At 34.9% G+C, this 19,457-nt stretch carries 16 protein-coding genes and 1 tRNA gene; 6 read left to right on the top strand and 11 right to left on the bottom strand.

Features of this window, described 5'->3' with window-relative positions; translation table 11 throughout:
- The first annotated feature begins 4 nt into the window (after positions 1–4).
- On the top strand, positions 5–610 hold the full coding sequence (locus MUB18_RS21585; RefSeq protein WP_045754819.1) for a TetR/AcrR family transcriptional regulator: 606 nt from the start codon (positions 5–7) through the stop codon (positions 608–610).
- A gap of 11 nt (positions 611–621) precedes the next feature.
- Here the strand turns inward: MUB18_RS21585 and MUB18_RS21580 are convergent, their stop codons facing one another.
- The 3 genes from MUB18_RS21580 to MUB18_RS21570 form a co-directional block, all read right to left on the bottom strand.
- Positions 622–1,590: a YpdA family putative bacillithiol disulfide reductase gene (locus tag MUB18_RS21580; protein ID WP_248754590.1), complete on the bottom strand. Its 969-nt coding sequence runs from the start codon at positions 1,588–1,590 to the stop codon at positions 622–624.
- Positions 1,591–1,608: 18 nt separating this feature from the next.
- A complete protein-coding gene (locus tag MUB18_RS21575; RefSeq protein WP_248754589.1) occupies positions 1,609–3,804 on the bottom strand; it encodes an FUSC family protein in 2,196 nt (731 codons plus the stop codon).
- Between the two features lie 93 nt (positions 3,805–3,897).
- A complete protein-coding gene (locus MUB18_RS21570; RefSeq protein ID WP_045754816.1) occupies positions 3,898–4,308 on the bottom strand; it encodes an organic hydroperoxide resistance protein in 411 nt (136 codons plus the stop codon).
- 202 nt (positions 4,309–4,510) lie between these two features.
- Between MUB18_RS21570 and MUB18_RS21565 the strand changes: the two genes are divergently transcribed.
- The 5 genes from MUB18_RS21565 (at position 4,511) to MUB18_RS21545 (ending at position 9,966) form a co-directional block, all read left to right on the top strand.
- Positions 4,511–7,087: a phosphoenolpyruvate carboxylase gene (locus tag MUB18_RS21565; protein ID WP_248754588.1), complete on the top strand. Its 2,577-nt coding sequence runs from the start codon at positions 4,511–4,513 to the stop codon at positions 7,085–7,087.
- 74 nt (positions 7,088–7,161) lie between these two features.
- Positions 7,162–7,713: a DUF4142 domain-containing protein gene (locus MUB18_RS21560; RefSeq protein ID WP_248754587.1), complete on the top strand. Its 552-nt coding sequence runs from the start codon at positions 7,162–7,164 to the stop codon at positions 7,711–7,713.
- 16 nt (positions 7,714–7,729) lie between these two features.
- Positions 7,730–8,755 carry a Gfo/Idh/MocA family oxidoreductase gene (locus tag MUB18_RS21555; protein WP_248754586.1) on the top strand — a complete coding sequence of 342 codons (1,026 nt, stop codon included), beginning with the start codon at positions 7,730–7,732 and terminating at the stop codon, positions 8,753–8,755.
- A 159-nt stretch (positions 8,756–8,914) separates the two neighbouring features.
- Positions 8,915–9,802 carry an exopolyphosphatase gene (locus MUB18_RS21550; RefSeq protein WP_045754813.1) on the top strand — a complete coding sequence of 296 codons (888 nt, stop codon included), beginning with the start codon at positions 8,915–8,917 and terminating at the stop codon, positions 9,800–9,802.
- 80 nt (positions 9,803–9,882) lie between these two features.
- Positions 9,883–9,966: transfer RNA gene (locus MUB18_RS21545), tRNA-Leu, on the top strand.
- 49 nt (positions 9,967–10,015) lie between these two features.
- On the opposite strand, the gene MUB18_RS21540 is transcribed toward MUB18_RS21545, so the two are convergent.
- From MUB18_RS21540 to MUB18_RS21505, 8 genes are all read right to left on the bottom strand, one after another.
- On the bottom strand, positions 10,016–10,810 hold the full coding sequence (locus MUB18_RS21540) for a (Fe-S)-binding protein (RefSeq protein ID WP_045754812.1): 795 nt from the start codon (positions 10,808–10,810) through the stop codon (positions 10,016–10,018).
- A gap of 21 nt (positions 10,811–10,831) precedes the next feature.
- Complete coding sequence (locus MUB18_RS21535; RefSeq protein ID WP_248754585.1) at positions 10,832–12,130, bottom strand: (Fe-S)-binding protein; 1,299 nt, start codon at positions 12,128–12,130, stop codon at positions 10,832–10,834.
- Positions 12,131–12,685: 555 nt separating this feature from the next.
- The gene (locus MUB18_RS21530; protein WP_045755219.1) at positions 12,686–13,249 is read right to left on the bottom strand and encodes an OmpH family outer membrane protein; all 564 of its coding nucleotides are present in this window, start codon (positions 13,247–13,249) and stop codon (positions 12,686–12,688) included.
- A 117-nt stretch (positions 13,250–13,366) separates the two neighbouring features.
- Positions 13,367–13,900 carry an OmpH family outer membrane protein gene (locus MUB18_RS21525; protein WP_045752439.1) on the bottom strand — a complete coding sequence of 178 codons (534 nt, stop codon included), beginning with the start codon at positions 13,898–13,900 and terminating at the stop codon, positions 13,367–13,369.
- A 79-nt stretch (positions 13,901–13,979) separates the two neighbouring features.
- Positions 13,980–16,547, bottom strand: a complete 2,568-nt coding sequence (bamA, locus tag MUB18_RS21520; RefSeq protein ID WP_045752438.1) for an outer membrane protein assembly factor BamA — start codon at positions 16,545–16,547, stop codon at positions 13,980–13,982.
- A gap of 122 nt (positions 16,548–16,669) precedes the next feature.
- Positions 16,670–17,407: an isoprenyl transferase gene (locus MUB18_RS21515; protein WP_045752437.1), complete on the bottom strand. Its 738-nt coding sequence runs from the start codon at positions 17,405–17,407 to the stop codon at positions 16,670–16,672.
- Positions 17,408–17,825: 418 nt separating this feature from the next.
- Entirely contained in the window at positions 17,826–18,713 is an 888-nt protein-coding gene (locus MUB18_RS21510; protein WP_045752436.1) for an NAD kinase, read from the bottom strand.
- 73 nt (positions 18,714–18,786) lie between these two features.
- Positions 18,787–19,449: a CBS domain-containing protein gene (locus MUB18_RS21505; RefSeq protein ID WP_084405263.1), complete on the bottom strand. Its 663-nt coding sequence runs from the start codon at positions 19,447–19,449 to the stop codon at positions 18,787–18,789.
- Positions 19,450–19,457 lie beyond the last annotated feature (8 nt).

Genomic DNA, 19,457 nt, shown 5'->3' with positions numbered 1-19,457 from the left:
ATTGATGGCAAATGCGGATTTAAAAAGAACGAGGATATTGGAGGCGGCAACACGTAGATTTGCGCATTTTGGTATGGCAAAAACAACCATGTCTGAAATTGCTACTGATTTGAATTTTTCAAAAGCACTGCTCTATTATTATTTCCCGGATAAGAATAGTTTATATTCTGCTGTATTTGAATACGTGATTGATAAAATGGTTCAAGATATTAAAGAAAAAATTAATACTTGTGATGATTTTGAAGAAATCATGATGTATACACTTGATAAAAGGGTTGAACAAATCAATAAGTACTATAATTTATTTGAATATACGATCAATATGGTCAAAGAGCTCCCTGAAGAATTGGAGCGTGTATTTAAAGAATCACATGTAAGGGAAGTCGAACTTTTTGTTGAAATATTAGTGATCGGCGTAGAGCACAATAAAATCGAGGTTGAAGATATTGAAGAGACAGCTCGAATTTTATTATATTCTTTATTTGGAATGCGCATGGGCATTTTGAAAGATATGAAAAACATGTTATTCCCGACCAAAGATGAGTTTGACGATATCTTGAGTTTACAAAAAAAGATGATGAAGATTTTCTTAAAGGGTTTAAGAAAATAGTTGTATATATATTATTTCTGCTTGATCGCTGTTATGATCTGTTGAGCATGAATTCTGGAATTTTCTATAAACCATAAATGAGTGTTTAGACCTCCGCATACAACACCTGCAAGATAAAGACCTTTAACGTTAGTTTCCATTGTTGTAGGGTCATGCTCAGGAATACATGGAGACTCTTCACCGATATGAATTCCGACAGATTTTAGGAATTTGAAATTTGGCTGATAGCCGGTCAGAGCCAATACAAAATCATTTTCTAGTACAACTTCAGCATCTGGCGTATGGATATAGACGTGAGATTGGGTTACCTTGCTCAGTGTACTATTATACAATACGCTAATCTCACCAGCAGCAATCCTATTCTCAATGTCAGGTTTGACCCAGTACTTGACTCTTGGACTGATTTCTTTTCCACGTATAACAAGGGTAACATCTGCCCCTTTTCTAAAGGTCTCTAAAGCTGCATCAATAGAGGAATTACTGGCGCCTACTACAATCACTTTTTGATTGACATAATAATGTGGATCATCATAATAATGTTTGACCTTATCCAAATCTTCTCCAGGAATGTTTAGTTGCATAGGAATATCATAAAAGCCAGTCGCAATGATGACGTATCTGGATGTATAGCTGTCTTTAACCGTTTGCGTATGGAAGCCAAATTCCGTTTTGTCAATTGATGTGACTTCTTCAAATAAATTAATTTTTAATTTGAACTTTTGTTGAATGCGTCGGTAATACTCCAGCGCTTCGGATCGCTTAGGTTTGGGCAATGTCGTTACGAAAGGTATATCTCCAATTTCTAATCGGTCTGATGAAGAAAAGAAAGTCATATTTTGGGGATAATGATAAAGTGAGTTGACAAGACATCCTTTTTCCAATATAAGATAGCTGAGATTATTCAATGATGCTTCTAAAGCACAGGCAAGTCCTATTGGGCCCCCACCTACGATGATGATATCGAAATAATTATCTTGCATAATTGCCATTTATTTTAACTATTGTACCTTTTTGTTTAACATCGGGTCGATTTCCGCGCTTGTTTTTTCTTTTAATTGCTGTACCAACTTTGCAATATCTGCTGCGATTTTATTGATAAATTGTAGTTGCTCTGTTAGTAAAATACTGTTTTCGTCCCTGATGTCATCTATTGCTATGAGAGTTTCAGGTATCTGAAAATCGACTGGTGTAAATGGATTTTCTTCATTGGGATTACTTAAATCTCTGATTGCACTTTCTAAGGAGCTTAATATCTTACGAATCAATTTGATATGTTCTTTTGTGATGCTGTGATTAGCTCTTGATGAAGTAACCTGATTATGTAAGGTAACTGCAAATGATGCTAAAACATGATTAAAAATAACAAACTTATTGACATCTTTTGTGTATTTCTGTTTGTTTTTGGGTTCTGTAAGCATACGTTGAAATGTTGATCCCATGTTGGCTGTTTCTACATACAGCTTTTTTCTAACCAACTTATATTCTGTAACTGTTGGTTCATTTCCTGCAATCTCTTTGATGGTCAATGCAATATAGTGATAACTTGCTTGGAGTAGCTTTTGCATAGAGACTTTAACTTGTGTTGACTCCCAATTTGGGAAGATAACATAACTGGAAAGGAATGCAATCATACCTCCAATAAAGGTATCAAAAATTCGCTCTTTTGTTACTTCAATTGTATTTGTACTGACAAAACTCAGCATGATCAGTACATAAGGTGTCATGAATATAACTGCTACAATATAATTGACTCGAAAGAGACTATAAGCGCTTAGGAAGAAAAATATGAGTAATACAAAGCGAATGGTTTCATCATGTACCATAAAAAGGATGAAAGCTCCGATCAGTCCTCCAATTATGGTCCCCATTAGGCGCTGGATATTTCTTGATTTTGTTAATCCAAATCCTGGTTTTAAAATGACCATTATCGTCAGCAATATCCAAAATATATTTTGGCTGATATGAAATGACTTGGCTATAAAATAAGATAATGACATGACGATGGCCATGCGCAACGCATGTCTAAAATAAGTTGAATCTAAGGTTAGATTTTCTTTTATTTTTTTAAAATCAATAATGGATGGTTCAATGAATTTTTTTGCCTCATCGATTTCTTGCTTATTAATTTCTGTCGATTTTATGTGCGAATAGCTATAAATATCATTGATATGACGGATGATGTCTCGAACATTGATTAAAATTTTTCGAAGCGCAATGGCATTATATTGAAGTTCTTTTTCCACTTGATCGATCCTTTTGTGCATTAAATTGATCTCTTGATCAAAGTTGTACATTGGAGTTGGTATTCGATTTGCATTTAATTGATAGGCGATATGATCTAATTCATTCGTTAATTTTAAGATGATATGTTTAAATTCATTTAAAATACCGGTATGTCCAAATTTTTCACTGACTGCATTATAATCATAATGAGTTGCCATACTTTGCTCAAAGAGATCAATAATATCATTGAATACGAATGTTAAATACCGTCCAGTTTTGGTGGTATCTTTGATGGATCTTTTGCTCTGAAAGAGTAGATTTCGTACGTTTTCTTGATGGTCGTTTACTTCGACTTGTTTATCTATCAGTTTGAGATAATTTTTATCATTATCAACATTGATGTCGTAAAAATTAGCTTTTAAACGTAGGTAATCGGCAACATGACGAATGGATTCTGCAAGTTCCTGTTGCGTTAGTCTATAGGGTCTAATTTGCGTGATCGATAAGCTGATAATAATATACCAAAGGCAACCTATGGAGTAATAAAATAAATAGGTAAGTGCGCTGTCGAGTGTAAATGGTGTATCAACATGTATAAGCATCATCAACATGCACATCAACCCGACATTCGCTGCACGAGCATTGAACACTGCAAACATGGCAAAGATAAAGCACAAGGCAGCAATTAATATCGTTAGTAAATAAATATTGGAATTTACAGCGACTGTCAGAATAAAAGTTATAATCGTTAGTATCGCTGCAAAATACATCCCTGTACGACGGTGGGAGGGGGCGCCTGGAGTATCTGACAATCCAACCAACAGTGCTCCTAAGGACACGAATGTTCCATTTATGAACTGGCCCATTGCCGCAAAAATAATGACTGGAATGATACATCCGATGGTGATCCTGATACCATCTGCGAAGTATTGGCTATAAAAAAAACTTTTTATCTCTTGTGTCTGCTTCATAATCTAGAATACAAACAAATATACAAGATTGAATAGGAAAAGCTATGCTTTTACAATAAAAAGCATAGCGGGTTCGTATTTGAAGATCGGTAATTAAATACCTGTTATTTTAGTTTCTACATTTCCTCTGGTAGCCTTTGAATAGGGGCATACATGATGTGCTTTTTCCGCAAGCTTTTGAGCTTGTTCGGCGCTAAGAGTCGGTACATGTAAATCAATTTCTGCAGAAATAAAGAAGGCATTGTTTTCTTCGTTAAATGATGCGCGTACCGTCACTGTAGCATCGGTCATATCGACGTTATCTTTTTCTCCTACTGCGGCAACGGCTCCTAAAAAACATGAACTCCATGCTGCTGCAAATAATTGCTCTGGATTGGTAGCGTTTCCATCACCGCCCATAGCTGTTGGTTTTTTTACAATTAAATCAATGATACCATCTGAAGATTTTACTTCACCATTACGTCCACCAGTTGCAGTAACTTCTGCTGTATAAATTTTTCCCATTTTGTAACATTTAGTAATTTGTACTTGATCAAAAATAATATAACAAGTGAAAAACGTTTTTGTTCTTAATAATATTGTAATTTTAAGATGTTATTATTAGTTTTTTTTCATTTAAATGATTATTTGAATATAAATTTTATATATTTGAATGTTTGATCATATTCAAACGTTCTCCATTAACTACAACTGTTTTTTCTATAATATGAAATTAAGTACAAAAGAAGCCGTTTTTCAAAACGAAGTTTTGACGCGATTTGAACTTTTTAAAAGTCTATTTTTAACGCTACCCTTCCAACAGGTAAAGGATACGGGTACCTTATTACCTTTTTTTGCCAAACACTGTGAAAATGGAGTAGAGAAGCATCAAACTCCGGAAGATATCATCAATACTTTTTTTGAGCAGCATGAAATTTATTCGGATGAGGAAACTCAAGTCGATTTGTTATTTCGATTTGTACAATACATCGAAAGACAGGTGGTGCTTTTTGATGCAATTGAAGATTCTTCATTTAAAGCAATTGGTAAAACAGATCAATCTTCACAGCTTGGGTCTTTAATTAAATCTTCAGAAACAAATCCGGAACTTAAGCGAAAAATAGTTGCGAAACTAAAAGATTTCTCTGTCCGCCTTGTATTGACTGCTCACCCGACTCAGTTTTATCCTGGATCTGTATTGTCGATTATCAATGATCTGATCAGTGCAATCAAAGAGAATGATATTCATAATATTCATTTATTATTGCAACAACTTGGTAAAACACCTTTTATCAATAATAACAAGCCTACTCCGGTTGATGAGGCGATTAGCTTGGCTTGGTTTCTAGAAAATGTGTTCTACAAAGTAGCTTCTGAGATCCAAACTTATATTGATGATGAGCTGGGGATTGAGACAGAGGAAGTGAGGCAATTGATTGAGCTTGGTTTTTGGCCAGGGGGGGATCGCGATGGAAATCCAAATGTGAGTGCTGATAGTACTAAAAAAGTAGCAACACTTTTAAGAACTATTTTATTTCGTTGTTATTACAGAGATTTCAGAGTGGTGAAACGCCGTATTACTTTTAGAGGTGTTGAACAATATATGGACAATCTACAGGAGCTATTTTATGAAAATAGTTTTAATCCTGTTGAAAACCCTGTCGATGAGACTGCTCATATTATTGAAAATTTAAAAGCTATTCAGGAGGTACTGAAAGAAAAGCATAATAATCTTTTCGTGGAGATCGTCGATGATCTTTTGCGTAAGGTAATGACTTTTGGTTGCTTTTTTACGACATTGGACATTCGCCAAGATAGTAGTATCTTGACTCAAACTTTTGATTATATCATTAAAAAATACTCTAAAGAAACCGGTATTTCTGCTGATTTTGGATCATTGTCCGAGATAGATAAGCAAGAGGCCATCAATTTTAAGGAGTTGGATCTGAAATTTGATGATGAAGCTACAGCATTGGAAAAAGATACGCTAGAGGTGATCCGTTTGCTCAAAAATATTCAAAAATCAGGTTCTGAACGTGCTGCGCAGCGTTTTATCATTAGTAATTGTCAGCAAGCAAGTGATATTTTAGGTTTAAGACAACTTTTCTTATGGTCAGGATGGACCAAGGATGCCTTGACAATTGATTTTGTACCATTATTTGAAACTGTAGATGATTTGACCCGCGCTGCAGATGTGATGAAATCCCTTTATACGAATAAGGAATATGCAAAGCACCTTAAATTAAGAGGGAATAAGCAAACGATCATGCTGGGTTATTCGGATAGTACTAAAGATGGGGGATATCTAATGGCTAATTGGTCTATCTACAGTGCAAAAATTGAATTAACGGCTATTGCTAGAGAATATGATGTTGATCTTGTATTTTTCGATGGTCGTGGAGGCCCACCTGCAAGGGGAGGAGGTAAAACGCAAAGATTTTATGCTTCAATGGGACAGGAAATTGCGAATGATCATATTCAATTGACTATACAGGGACAGACTATCAGTAGCCAATATGGTTCTTTAGATACTGCCCGATTTAATATTGAACAGCTTTTACATGCTGGTATTATTTCCGATCTTAAACAGCGATCGAGTGATACGTTGACTCCACATCAAAAAGGTATTGTCGATAAATTAGCTGATCTGAGCTATAATAAATTTATGGATTTGCGTAAAAATCCATTATTCTTGAGTTATTTAGAAAACCTATCACCATTAAAGGCGCTATCGTCTATCAATATCAGTAGTCGCCCGGTTAAACGGAATTCGGATAAAGAATTGAAACTTAAAGATCTGCGTGCGATCAGTTTCGTCACTGCGTGGAGCCAATTAAAACAAAATATACCAGGTTTTTACGGTGTAGGTACTGCATTGAAATGGGCAGAGCAGAATAATCTTTGGAAGGATGTACAACAATTATATTTGTCTTCCGGGTTCTTCCAGACATTAATCGACAATTGTATGATGTCCATGACCAAATCCAATTTTGATATTACTTCTTACATGCAATTTGATGAGAAGTATGGTGCATTTTGGAAAATGCTTCATGAGGAATTTTTAGTGACTAAGGAGTACTTACTAAAATTAAGCAATACTTCTAAGTTGATGGAAAACTATCCTATTGATCGCGAGTCCATATTGGCTCGTGAAAATATTGTATTGCCTTTATTGATTATTCAGCATTATGCGATCAAAGTGATCAATGAAGGTAATTTGCATGAAAAGAAACGGGAGATATATGCGAAATTGATTGCTAGGACCATTTATGGTGTTGTCAATGCAGGTCGAAATGTGGCATAAAGTTTCAACTCTTTTTTAATAAGAGTTTTGAAGCCCGTTTATTTTATTATTTTTGTGCTGTTAATATAATTGATATGAAATTTAATAAGTTATTTATAGCGGTAGCAGTTTGTGGAAGTTCTTTATTGGCTTCTTGTAACTACCAAACAGGTTTGGATAACCAATATAAAAATTCACGTGCTTCTTTAGCTGATGGAGATGCTTATGCAATGTTTAAATATGTTGGAGAGCAAGGGAATTATTTAGTTAATTTGGCCAAGTTTGCTGAGTCAAAATCGACTTATGCTGATACGAAAGCATTATCAGCAAAGATTCAGGAGGCATACACTACGATTCTTCCTCAGTTGGATTCGTTATCATTAAGTCTTCATGTGAATGATGCTATGAGAGGTGTTCCTGCTTTTGAAGCACCTGCTGCTTTAGGTACAGACAGTACTGCTGCATTTAATGATAAGGCTTACGCTGATGTGGTAGCTAAGATTCAGGCTGAAGTAAATAACAAATTGACGAAAGAGTCACATAATACTAATGCTGCTGTAAATCATTTTTCACATGAGAGTTTAGAAAAATTACAGGAAGTATATAAACTTGCTGGTGGAAAAGTAGATGAGCATGCACATCACTAAATAAAACTTTATTTTAATGACTGTAAATAAAATAGTTACAGGTGTTTTGTCGTATGGAATGTCCGGAAGGGTATTCCATACGCCATTTATAGCCAATAATGATCGCTTTGAATTGCGGGCAGTAGTGGAGCGATCTACTAAAAAAGCGCATATAGATTATCCCTCCATTATCAGTTATGATCGTGTTGAGGAACTTCTAGCCGATGAGGCAATTGAACTTGTTATTGTCAATACGCCCAATGATACACACGTAGCATTTGCAAAGCAAGCTCTACTAGCGGGAAAACATGTACTGATAGAAAAGCCATTTGCTCCAACGGTCGCAGAAGCGAAAGAATTGTTTGATCTAGGAAGAAAGATTGGTAAATTTGTGCTGCCGTACCATAATAGACGATTTGATTCGGATTTTAATTCTTTGAAGTCTGTTTTAGAATCCAATAAGTTGGGCGAACCGGTTGAGCTGCATCTACGATTTGATCGATATCGTGCAGAAATAGGTCAAAAGGTCTTCAAAGAAACAAAACGTCCTGCTGCAGGTATCTTATTTGACCTAGGGTCACATTTATTGGATCAGGTGATCTCATTATTTGGGAAACCCATCTCTGCTGTGAAAAGAACATCTATTCATCGTAAGGATTCGGAGGTGGATGATTTTGCAACATTATTGCTGACTTTTGATCAAGGGCTGACTGTATATATTACAGTGAGTATGTTGGTCTTGGAATCACAATATAGTTTTTTGCTACATGGTACAAACGGAACTTTTGTGAAGAACCGTACGGACGTTCAAGAAAATCAATTACTTGCTGGTGTCAGTCCAATTGATGATCACTACGGTGAGGAAAATGAAGATGCACTAGGCTTATTGACTTATCTGGAGCATGACAATTTGATTTCTGAGCAATTAAAGGCATTAAAAGGTGATTATATGCAATTATTTGATGCCGTATATGAGCAAATCAGAAATAATCGAGCATACTTTGTTACAGAAGAACAGATTTATTGGCAGCTGGAAATATTGGAGCAACCATCTTTGTGTTAAGTTATTATTTTGTTTATAATAATTTAACATAAAATGCACCTTGGCTTCATTTATTATTTATATTTTCGAAACAATTAAAGAGGTATTGTTGATAAGGAATAAGTTATTCCCTTTCAATAAGAAATCAATTTCATTTTTATTTACTTTAACTGTATTAATGTGAGGTATGCTGCGATCGATATCGGCTCAAATGCTGTCAGACTTTTAATTGCTGATATTATTCAAGAAAAGGATGGTTTTTCATTTAAAAAGAATACCCTGTTAAGGGTGCCACTTCGTCTTGGTGATGATGCTTTTATTCATCAAAAATTATCGCCTAAGAAAGCGGAGAATTTAGTGAAGACTATGCGCGCTTTCCGAGATCTGATGGATGTCTATAATGTGGAAGATTATATGGCTTGCGCCACATCTGCCATGCGCGACGTATCTAATGGCCCTGAAGTAGTAAAGAAAGTAAGTGAAATTGGTATAGACATCGCTATTATTGATGGCACTACAGAAGCTGAAATCATCTACAATAGCCACTTGGAGGCAAAGATGGATCTTGATAAGGTTTATTTGTATATAGATGTCGGTGGAGGCAGTACAGAGTTATCTTTATTTGCAAATGCTAAGCTTGTGAATTCTAAATCGTTTAATTTGGGTACGATCCGTATTCTCGATAATAAGGATGAGCAGGAAACTTGGGATGATCTTAAAGAATGGGTAACCAACAATACCAAAATGTACAAACAGGTATATGGTATTGGTACGGGTGGAAATATTAATAAACTATCCCGATTGGCTAGTGAAAAGGCTGATAAACCTATTTCTTATGCAAAATTGAAAGCGCTTTATCATTATTTAACATCGTATTCTTTAAAAGAGCGCATTACGTTATTGGGTTTAAATGATGATCGTGCTGATGTTATTATTCCTGCTACAGAGATTTTCATGACGATCATGAAGTATGGGCATTTGAAACAGATCATGGTACCACGTGTGGGCTTAGTTGATGGTGTGATCCATACTTTAATAAAAAAGAATTTATTAAATCAGGGCGTATAAAATAAAAATTAGGATCTAAGTAAAAAATACTTGCAGATTTTAAAAAAACGTTTAAATTTGCGTTACCATTTTGAAAATAGGCCCAGGTGGCGAAATTGGTAGACGCACCATCTTGAGGGGGTGGCGCCCGTATGGGTGTGGCAGTTCGAATCTGCTTCTGGGTACATCATATTGATGATATAAAAAAAGGTCTGGATACTTCCAGACCTTTTTTTATATGTTGTTGGCTCTTACCGTTATTTCTGCAATGTCTAAAACCTCTATTTCTGATTCTTTTTCTTTGATTTTGACACCATCTTTAAGCATTGTCATACAAAATGGACATGCAGCAGCTACAATTGTTGCCTGGCTGTCAATAACTTCTTCGATCCGTTCTATATTGACATCTTTTGTCCCTTTCTCGGGCTCTTTGAACATCTGACCTCCACCAGCCCCACAGCAGAGACCATTGCTCTTACATCTTTTTAATTCTATCAATTGTGCATCTAAACTTTCCAATACTTTTCTTGGTGCCTCGTAAACTTCATTTGCACGGCCTAAATAACAAGGATCATGATAGGTGATCTTTTTACCCTGGAATACATTTCCATCTGCAGGTTTTAATTTCCCTTCATCAATTAACCCTTGGATCAATTGCGTATGATGGATGAGTTCATAATTGCCTCCTAAGGCCGGATACTCATTTTTAAGGGTATTGAAACAATGAGGACAGGCGGTCACTATTTTTTTTACATGGTATCCATCCAATACCTGGATGTTCATCATGGCTTGCATTTGAAATAAAAACTCGTTACCCGCACGTTTTGCTGGATCTCCTGTACAACTTTCTTCTGTGCCTAGTATGGCATATTTGATGCCTACATGTTGTAAAATGCGACAAATATCACGGGTTATTTTTTGTGCTCTTTCATCAAAACTTCCTGCGCAACCTACCCAAAATAGAATATCTGCGGTTTCACCTTTAGCCGTTAATTCGGCCATAGTTGGGACGTGTAATTCTTTTTCCATGATTCTAATTTTATAAAAGTATTATTGTTGCGATGTCCAGTTTGCACGATCCATCTGTGAATATTTCCATGGAGCACCATTATTCTCTACATTTCCAAGCATGGCATTGATGCTGGCTGGCGCTTTCGATTCTTCCATGACAGAATACCGTCTTAATTCAACAATAATTTCAAGGGGATTAATATTAACAGGACATTGTTCTACGCATGCGTTACAGCTCGTACAGGCCCATAGTTCTTCGCGTGTTATGTACGTGTCCAATAACGATTTTCCGTCGTCTACAAAGTTTCCATTTGCCTTTATATTTTTACCGACTTCATCTATACGATCACGGGTATCCATCATGATCTTTCTTGGTGATAATAACTTGCCTGTGATATTAGCTGGACAGGAGGCTGTACAGCGACCGCATTCGGTGCAGGTGTAGGCATCAAGTAGATTTTTCCATGTCAAGTCTTGGACATCTTTTGCTCCAAATCGAACTGGCTCATCTGTAGTAGGAGGGGTAAAGCTAGGATCGAGCATTGCTTTTACCTCATTTGTTACATTTTCCATATTTGTTAATTCTCCCTTAGGCCTTAAATTTGAAAAGTACGTGTTGGGGAATGCCAAAAGGATGTGTAAATGTTTTGAATAGGGTAAATAATTGAGGAAGGCAAATACACCTAAAATATGGAACCACCAACAAATTCGCTCAATAACCATTAACGATGAAGGATCGGATGGTAAAAAGGAGATGATATATTGACTGATCGGAAATGATCCTGCAGTGATGTAATGTGACTCACCATAGAGCTGTAATTTTTGATCTGCTGCGTTCATGAGCAGGAACGCCATCATCAATAGAATTTCTGTTATCAGAATAAGATTGGCATCGGTTTTTGGCCAATTCTTTAATTCAGGACTATTGAGACGTTTCAGATGAATCACATTTCTACGAATGAAGAAAATGATACAACCAAGAAGTACGCCAAATGCTAACCATTCAAATGATGCTATCAGCAAATTATAGAAACTTCCTAAAAATGATAAAAATCGGTGTGTCCCAAATATTCCGTCAATGACGATTTCGATCATTTCAATATTAATGATGCAAAAACCGATATAGACAAAAAGATGTAAAATTGCAGGTACAACTCTTTTAAACATTTTCTTTTGACCGAAAGCGACTAGTAGCATGGTCTTAAGACGTTCTGCAGGTTTGTCGTTTCTATTGAGCGCTCTTCCTATTTTAATATTTTTATATATCTGTCTTGCATTTTTTGCAAACAGAATAATCGCGCTAACAAAGCATAATATAAATATAAGTTGGCTAATCATATCTTTTTATAACAGTATATACACAAATATAATATAAATAATATATTATGCTTGCATAATACATTATTTAGAATTTTTAAAAACAATTGGCTGATTTGGATAATTTGATTTGAAGACATATTCATATGAGGAGCCTATAAGTTTTTTATAACTGATAAGTCAATCTTCTGATTCTGTATACTTCAGCATAATAACGTTTAGTGATTTGAATCGAGCGTGCATTTGTAATGCCGGTAAAAATGTTCAAAGATGAAGATTAATCTCGACAATGTGTTGTTCCAAGTAAATGATCTGATAACCAGGTAAGGTAAGGTAAGGTAAGGTAAGGTAAGGTAAGGTAAGGTAAGGTAAGGTAAGGTAAGGTAAGGTAAGGTAAGGTAAGGTAAGGTAAGGTAAGGTAAGGTAAGGTAAGGTAAGGTAAGGTAAGGTAAGGTAAGGTAAGGTAAGGTAAGGTAAGGTAAGGTAAGGTAAGGTAAGGTAAGGTAAAACAAAAACAGCAACCTATAAGGTTGCTGTTTTTGTTAAAATCTGAAAGATTTTACAGAGATTAATTCATTATTTTTTTGCTGGTGTCGGAGTAGCAGTAGCTGAAATACCTAATTTGGTTTTAACAGCAGCAGTTAAATCATCACCACCTTGAAAATAAGGAATGTTAGTGCTTGAGATATCAAAAACATAAGCATATCCTTTTTCTTTAGATACGTTGTTAAGTGCTTCTGATACTTTTCTATGAATCGGAGAAATTAACTCTTCTTCTTTTTTGTTTAATTCTTCTTGAGCAACACGTTGGTTTTCATTGATACGAGTTTCGATATCACGTAATTCAGTACCTAATTTTTGCAATTCAACATCTACAGTTTCTTTGTTTGCTTCACTTCTATTACGTGCTTTGTCATTTGCTTCTTTTTGTTTTGTTTGATACATCGCATACATATCTTGAAGCTCTTTTGTTTTTCCATCACTTAACGTTTTCAATTGTCCTTCAGCCGTTTTGAATTCTGGAGTTGATTGAATAATTTCCGCAAAATTGATATGACCAATTTTTTGTTGTGCATGAGCTAACTGAGTTGCAAAAAAAACTGCTACAAATGCAATAGCACCTTTAAATAAATTTTTCATTCTTTTCATGTTAATCTTAAATCGTCTCTTCAAATTATTTTGAGACAAATTTTTGTGTTTCTAATTTAATACTTAATAATACTCCTATTCGTTCTCGCAATATTAGTAAACTAATATTTAGTTTGCAAGTGCAGGATTTGGTTTTAATCCTAATTTAATAATGACGTCATTACTTTTATCAAGTTTTGGATTTGCATATAGGAAAGTCACTTCTTGACCTCTATCTAATATGATGTCTAAGCTTTGTGCTTTTGCTAAATCTTGAATTGCTTTAGAGACACGTTGTTGTATAGGTTGAACCAGTTTTTCACGTTGCTTAAATAACTCACCTTCAAAACCAAACTTTTGCTTTTGATAATCTTTAACATCTTTTTCTTTTTTCACGATCTCATCTTCCCGACGTCTACGCATATCTTCGTTTAATAAAACTTGATCGTTTTGATAAGCTTTATACAATTTTTCGATTTCTGCGTATTGCTGGTCAACATCTTGCTGCCATTTTTGAGATAAATCATCTAATTGTTTTTGAGCAGACGCATATTCAGGAATATGTTTTAAAATATATTCTGAATTCACATATGCAAAATTTTGCGCAAAAGTAGCTGATACGGTAACTACAACAAATGCTATTACTAAAACTATTTTTTTCATGTTATTTTTGTTATAACTTTCAACTAATATATGAATTTCTTCTTTATGACATTTAATATTCCAAAAAGTTTAAGCCGGATTAAAATCCTCCCATATTTTGCATAATACTAAATGTGAAGTTTTGTTTCCATGTACTGCTTGGTAAGCCTGGGATTGGATCAAATGCATGACCGTAATCAATACCTAACATACCAAAGATAGGTAAGAAGATACGTGCTCCAACACCTGCTGAGCGTCTTACTTTGAATGGATTATATTCTGAGAATTTATTCCAAGTATTACCTGCTTCAGCAAATGCTAATACGAAAACTGTTGCTTGTTCATTTAACATTACAGGATGTCTCAATTCCATTTGATATTTGGTATAAATTGGACTTCCTGAATTTCTTGCAATGTTAACATTCTGAGTTCCTTCTGGAATAACAACACCATTGGCATATCCACGCATTGCGATGATCTCAGATCCTTGTAAGAAGTCAAAACCTTGCATACCATCACCACCGACTTTGAAGCGTTCAAATGTAGAAATTCCTGTTTTATTAGAATAACTACCTAAGAAACCAAATTGTGCCTGTGCTTTGAATACCAATTTACCAGCAATCTTTGCATACCATTGTGAATCAAATTTCCACTTATGGTATTCTGTCCATTTGTATTTCACATTATTTTCTGCTGTTTCATAATTGATATTATTAAACAGCGAGTATGGTGGCGTAACTTGAACAGAGAACTTAAGGTTAGATCCTGAAGTTGGATAGATCGGCGCATCAATTGTATTACGGCTGAATTCTTGTGTTAAGTTAATATTATATGCTGTACCATTGTCAAATAAGAAATAGTTGGCATAATTCTGCAATTTATAACGTTGAAACGATAGGGAAGTGTTGGCTTGGAACCAGTTATCTGGCCATTGTAAACGCTTACCTAAGGTTGCGGTTACACCCGTCATCCATATCCTATTAAGTTCCGAATCTTTTACCGTTTGCTCCCCAGTATAATAATTAAAACCTCCATATGAAGAACTAGACGTATAGGCGCTTAAACCAAAATAGATTGGTTTTTTACCACCTAACCATGGCTCGGTGAAAGAGAAACTATAGGACTGGTAACGTTTACCTGATGTCTGTCCACGAATACTTAATTTTTGTCCGTCACCACGTGGCAATGGTTTCCAAGAGCTTTTGTTGAAAAGATTACTTGTAGAGAAGTTATTGAAGGTCAATCCTAAAGTACCGATAATCTGTCCTGCACCATAACCTCCTGATAACTCCACTTGATCTGAAGGCTTTTCAGCTACATTATATAAAATATCGACCGTTCCTTCAGCATGATTTAGATTTGTAGGAACAGGATTAGTCTTTTGCTCATCAAAATTACCCAATTGTGCGATTTCTCGTACAGAAGTCATAATAGCCTCTTTTGAAAACTTTTGACCTGGCTTGGTACGAATGGACCTTAATACGACACGATCATTGGTCACATCATTTCCTTTTATTAATACGTTATTAATCGTATACTGTGCACCTTCATATACACGTAAATTGAGATCAATTGTATCGTTGTATATACGTGTTTGTTCTGGATCGATCGAGAATGTCAAGTAGCCATCATTCATATATAATGAAGAGATATCATCACTATTTCTACCACCGCCCAATAATTTAGTATTTAGTTTCTCTTCACTGAAAATATCACCTTTACGTATTCCTAAAATCCGATTTAAGACAGTGTCTGTATATTTCGCATTTCCTGACCATTTGATATTACCTACATAATATTTAGGTCCTTCATACACATCAATATTGACCAAGACATTTTTATCGTCAACTTTAATGACGGAGTCTTGTATGATTTCTGCATCGCGGAAACCCTTATTTTGCATTTTAGATACTAAAGTTTCTTTTGCTTCTTTATATTTTTCTTCTTTGAATTTTCCGGGACCAAAAATACGGAACCATGCTTTTTGCTTAACTCCTTTTAAATTTTTTCGAAGCTGTTTCTGTGTAAATTCTTTATTGCCTGTAAATGTTATCTTTTTGACACGTACTTTATTCTTACGGTCAACATCTGCAATTAAAATCTCATTATTAGCCTGAGCACTATCTTTTTCTGTGCTGATCTTAATTTCTGGATATAAATAAGCTTTCTCTCTTAAGAAGCGTTGGATGGTGTTACGCGTGGTATTGATCAGATTTTCATTGACCACTTTACCGGCATTATCATTTAATCTTTTACGAACTTCTTCTGTTTGGCTTTTACTCAAACCTTTAATGTCTATTCGTGTTAAACGTGGTCTTTCAACAACACGAATATTTAGAAAAATGGTTTCACCTTCTATCTTTTCGGACCATAATTGTACGTCATCAAAAAGCCCTTGAGCCATCATCACTTTTACCACATTGGATGTAGCTTCACTAGGAACTTCAATGTATTGACCAACAACAAGTTTGGATATTGTAATTAATACATTGTTGTCAAGATGCTGCGTTCCTGAAACTGTCACACCACCAATGATATAGTCTTTAGGGGATAAATAACTTATTTGGTTGGGATCATTCAGGTTTATAGCAGTTCCATTCACTTGAGCTTGTGCGAATTGTGGTTGGGTACATGCTAAAAATAATATAACAATAAGTATGCGCTTCATTTATAAATTTTTATTGATGCTAAAGTACATCAATCAGTTGTTAATTTTTGTTAATTAAGAAAAATTTAAGAACCAGCAAAATATGACGGTTTAAAATCAGTTAGCAAAGTTACTAATAAAGATTAGATCTGCTCACTTGTTTTTCCAAATCTTCTCTCACGCTGTTGATAATCAAGAATGGCCTTAAATAGGTCTTCTTGTTCAAATTCGGGCCACATCTTATCTAGAAAACAAAATTCGGCATAGGCAATCTGCCATAATAGGAAGTTACTAATTCTGTATTCTCCGCTTGTTCGTATTAACAAATCTGGATTTGGGAGATTGGATGTATAAAGATTTTGTTGAAATACTTCAGTGGTAATCTCTTCGATGTTTAGTTCCCCTTTTAATACTTTTTCTGCAATATTTTTTGTAGCCTGTACGATCTCTTCTTGTGAACTATAGCTTAATGCCAGCGTCAATACACAGTTTGTGTTATGTGCTGTTATATCCATCGTTTCCTGTAATTTTTCTTGACAATTTTTAGGAAGTTTAGATAGATCTCCGATGGCATTGAGACGGACACCGTTTTTTTGAAAGGTTTTGATTTCTTTTTTGAGTGAAGAAACCAATAGTTCCATGAGCGCTATTACTTCCAATCGAGGTCTGTTCCAATTTTCTGTAGAGAAAGCATATAAAGTAAGATGTTTTACTCCAACTTGGATAGTAGCTTCTAGCGCCTCTCTAACAGCCTTGACACCATTTTGATGACCAAAAATTCGCAGTTTTCCTTTTTCCTTTGCCCATCTTCCATTGCCGTCCATAATTATAGCAATATGTTGTGGAAGCTTATTTTTGTCAATATGATCTATTGTGCTCATGTTCTATTTCTTTACTTCTGCCTATCTCCCGATTGGTAAAAACATTTATAATATACGACCTATTTAATACCTGCATAGGTGTAGTCGTAATTTTCATCAACATTAGCTTTATCTTTTATCCACAACTTTTATTGTGTAGTAATGATTGAATGTTGATTAGTCTACTTATGTCTATGATTGAAAATTACTTTGATAAGCAATTTCAGCTTGTCTACCTAAATATCTGTCCTTTTTGATTTGAATATTCAGTAGCCACCCTTTCATTAAATGTAGAATCGTCTAGTCAGCATTGAGCATTATTTGCTCTTTGTAGCACAACTCTTTGGTCTGGGTAAGTTAAATGAATAAGTTGTTCAAAATATTTTGTGGTAAATATAAATCTTTTTGATGAATAGAGAATTAGAAATTATTGCTAATATCAATAATTTCTGACGTCTAATCCCCAAAGTAATTTCTCTCTCAGGGTCTCAAAATAGCTTTCTCCATCTAATCTAATTAAATTAATATAGAAAGGTGCTTTTGTGATTTTCAATCTAACGTTACTTGGTACTGTTTCATTTTTTGAGTCACAGCTCAATATATATTTTTCGGAACGGCTTTCGATTTCTAAATCTAATTCAAATTCAGATGATATGACTACTGGTCGTACATTTAAGTTGTGCGGAGAAATTGGAGTGATTACAAAATTGCCGCTTCCGGGCATAATTATAGGACCTCCACAACTCAGTGAATAGGCTGTTGAGCCTGTCGGTGTAGCAATAATGAGTCCATCTGCCCAATAAGAATTTAAAAGTTCTCCGTTTAAGTAGGCATTGATCGTAATCATGGCAGAACTATCGTATCTAAATACGGTAATATCGTTCAAAGCATAATTGCTATTTCCTCCAAATAATTCCTTATCTGGGGATTCAACAGCTAAAAGTGCTCTTTTTTGAATTTTATAATTTTTAACAAGAATTTGATCAATGGATGTTTCAAAATCTGTTTTGTTTATCGAAGCTAAAAATCCTAATCTTCCGAAATTGATACCAGCGATGGGTATGCCTGAGTTGTGAATTAGGGATACTGCGGATAGCATAGTTCCATCTCCTCCTAAACTTAACATAAAATCTGTGTCGAGAGGAAGATCTGCATTGGAAGTGTACGTAGAAAAGTTTTTAGTACAATCAAATTGTTTCTTTAGAAAATTATAAAAACTATCATAAATCCATATTTCTACTTCTTTCGCAATTAAATATTCTAGTAAATGTCTTACATGGGGAATAACTGAAGGAGTAAATTCTCTACCATAAATTGCCACTCTCATATTGTACAGTATTTTTTATCTAGCAGTGATGATTGTATTTGTTTGCCAAAGATGAGAAAAAACTACCGTATTGCTAAATATTGATGTAATTCATTAATTGTTTGTAACGATCTTCTAGGTCATCAAACTCTTGTAGGGTATTAAAACTTGCCATAACCTTATAGTTTTGTCGTGCGAAAGAGGAAAGTAAATTTGCTATATTGGATTGATTAACCTTTATAGTTACTTGAATTGTCGCATTCTCCAGTATTGCTTGGGTTGAACAATTTAATATTTGACAGTTTTCGACTTCAACCAAATGAGCAATTTTAGACAATGAAAAGTCATGAGCTCCGACTTCTAAAACAATAATCGCTCCAACGTCATTGAGAGATTGTAGTACTGAAATCGTTTTGATTAGTTCTAACGAGGTCAATATTCCTTTATAATTATTATGTTCATCTAAAACAGGCAAGGTATCCATATGATATGCCGTCATTAAGCGAACTGCATCATAGGGGTGCTGATTTGCCATGACGTAAATAGGATCTGTTTTTAAATGGATCGTAGCAACAGTGAATTGATCATCTAGGGCGTTTAATAAATCATTTTGAGTTATATAACCCAAATAATTATCGCCATCTACGACTGGTAGTAAATGAAATTGGAAATCTTCCATTCGATCTAATGCAAAGGCGATCGTGTCAGTTTGCTTTATGGTCGTGTTTTGTGATAGGGGGATGTTCGCTATATACATGTCCGTTG

This window comes from Sphingobacterium sp. PCS056, assembly GCF_023273895.1.
Classification (GTDB): domain Bacteria; phylum Bacteroidota; class Bacteroidia; order Sphingobacteriales; family Sphingobacteriaceae; genus Sphingobacterium.
Note: the sequence above shows the minus strand (reverse complement) of the source record. Positions and strands in the feature narration are given on the sequence as shown.

Bases quoted from the DNA above. Each gene is read 5' to 3' on its own strand.
- MUB18_RS21540 (WP_045754812.1), bottom strand. From the start codon at position 10,810: ATGGAAAAAGAATTACACGTCCCAACTATGGCCGAATTAACGGCTAAA.
- MUB18_RS21555 (WP_248754586.1), top strand. From the start codon at position 7,730: ATGACTGTAAATAAAATAGTTACAGGTGTTTTGTCGTATGGAATGTCC.
- MUB18_RS21515 (WP_045752437.1), bottom strand. From the start codon at position 17,407: ATGAGCACAATAGATCATATTGACAAAAATAAGCTTCCACAACATATT.
- MUB18_RS21570 (WP_045754816.1), bottom strand. From the start codon at position 4,308: ATGGGAAAAATTTATACAGCAGAAGTTACTGCAACTGGTGGACGTAAT.
- MUB18_RS21575 (WP_248754589.1), bottom strand. From the start codon at position 3,804: ATGAAGCAGACACAAGAGATAAAAAGTTTTTTTTATAGCCAATACTTC.
- bamA (WP_045752438.1), bottom strand. From the start codon at position 16,547: ATGAAGCGCATACTTATTGTTATATTATTTTTAGCATGTACCCAACCA.
- MUB18_RS21535 (WP_248754585.1), bottom strand. From the start codon at position 12,130: ATGATTAGCCAACTTATATTTATATTATGCTTTGTTAGCGCGATTATT.
- MUB18_RS21505 (WP_084405263.1), bottom strand. From the start codon at position 19,449: ATGTATATAGCGAACATCCCCCTATCACAAAACACGACCATAAAGCAA.
- MUB18_RS21580 (WP_248754590.1), bottom strand. From the start codon at position 1,590: ATGCAAGATAATTATTTCGATATCATCATCGTAGGTGGGGGCCCAATA.
- MUB18_RS21565 (WP_248754588.1), top strand. From the start codon at position 4,511: ATGAAATTAAGTACAAAAGAAGCCGTTTTTCAAAACGAAGTTTTGACG.
- MUB18_RS21525 (WP_045752439.1), bottom strand. From the start codon at position 13,900: ATGAAAAAAATAGTTTTAGTAATAGCATTTGTTGTAGTTACCGTATCA.
- MUB18_RS21560 (WP_248754587.1), top strand. From the start codon at position 7,162: ATGAAATTTAATAAGTTATTTATAGCGGTAGCAGTTTGTGGAAGTTCT.
- MUB18_RS21585 (WP_045754819.1), top strand. From the start codon at position 5: ATGGCAAATGCGGATTTAAAAAGAACGAGGATATTGGAGGCGGCAACA.
- MUB18_RS21530 (WP_045755219.1), bottom strand. From the start codon at position 13,249: ATGAAAAATTTATTTAAAGGTGCTATTGCATTTGTAGCAGTTTTTTTT.
- MUB18_RS21510 (WP_045752436.1), bottom strand. From the start codon at position 18,713: ATGAGAGTGGCAATTTATGGTAGAGAATTTACTCCTTCAGTTATTCCC.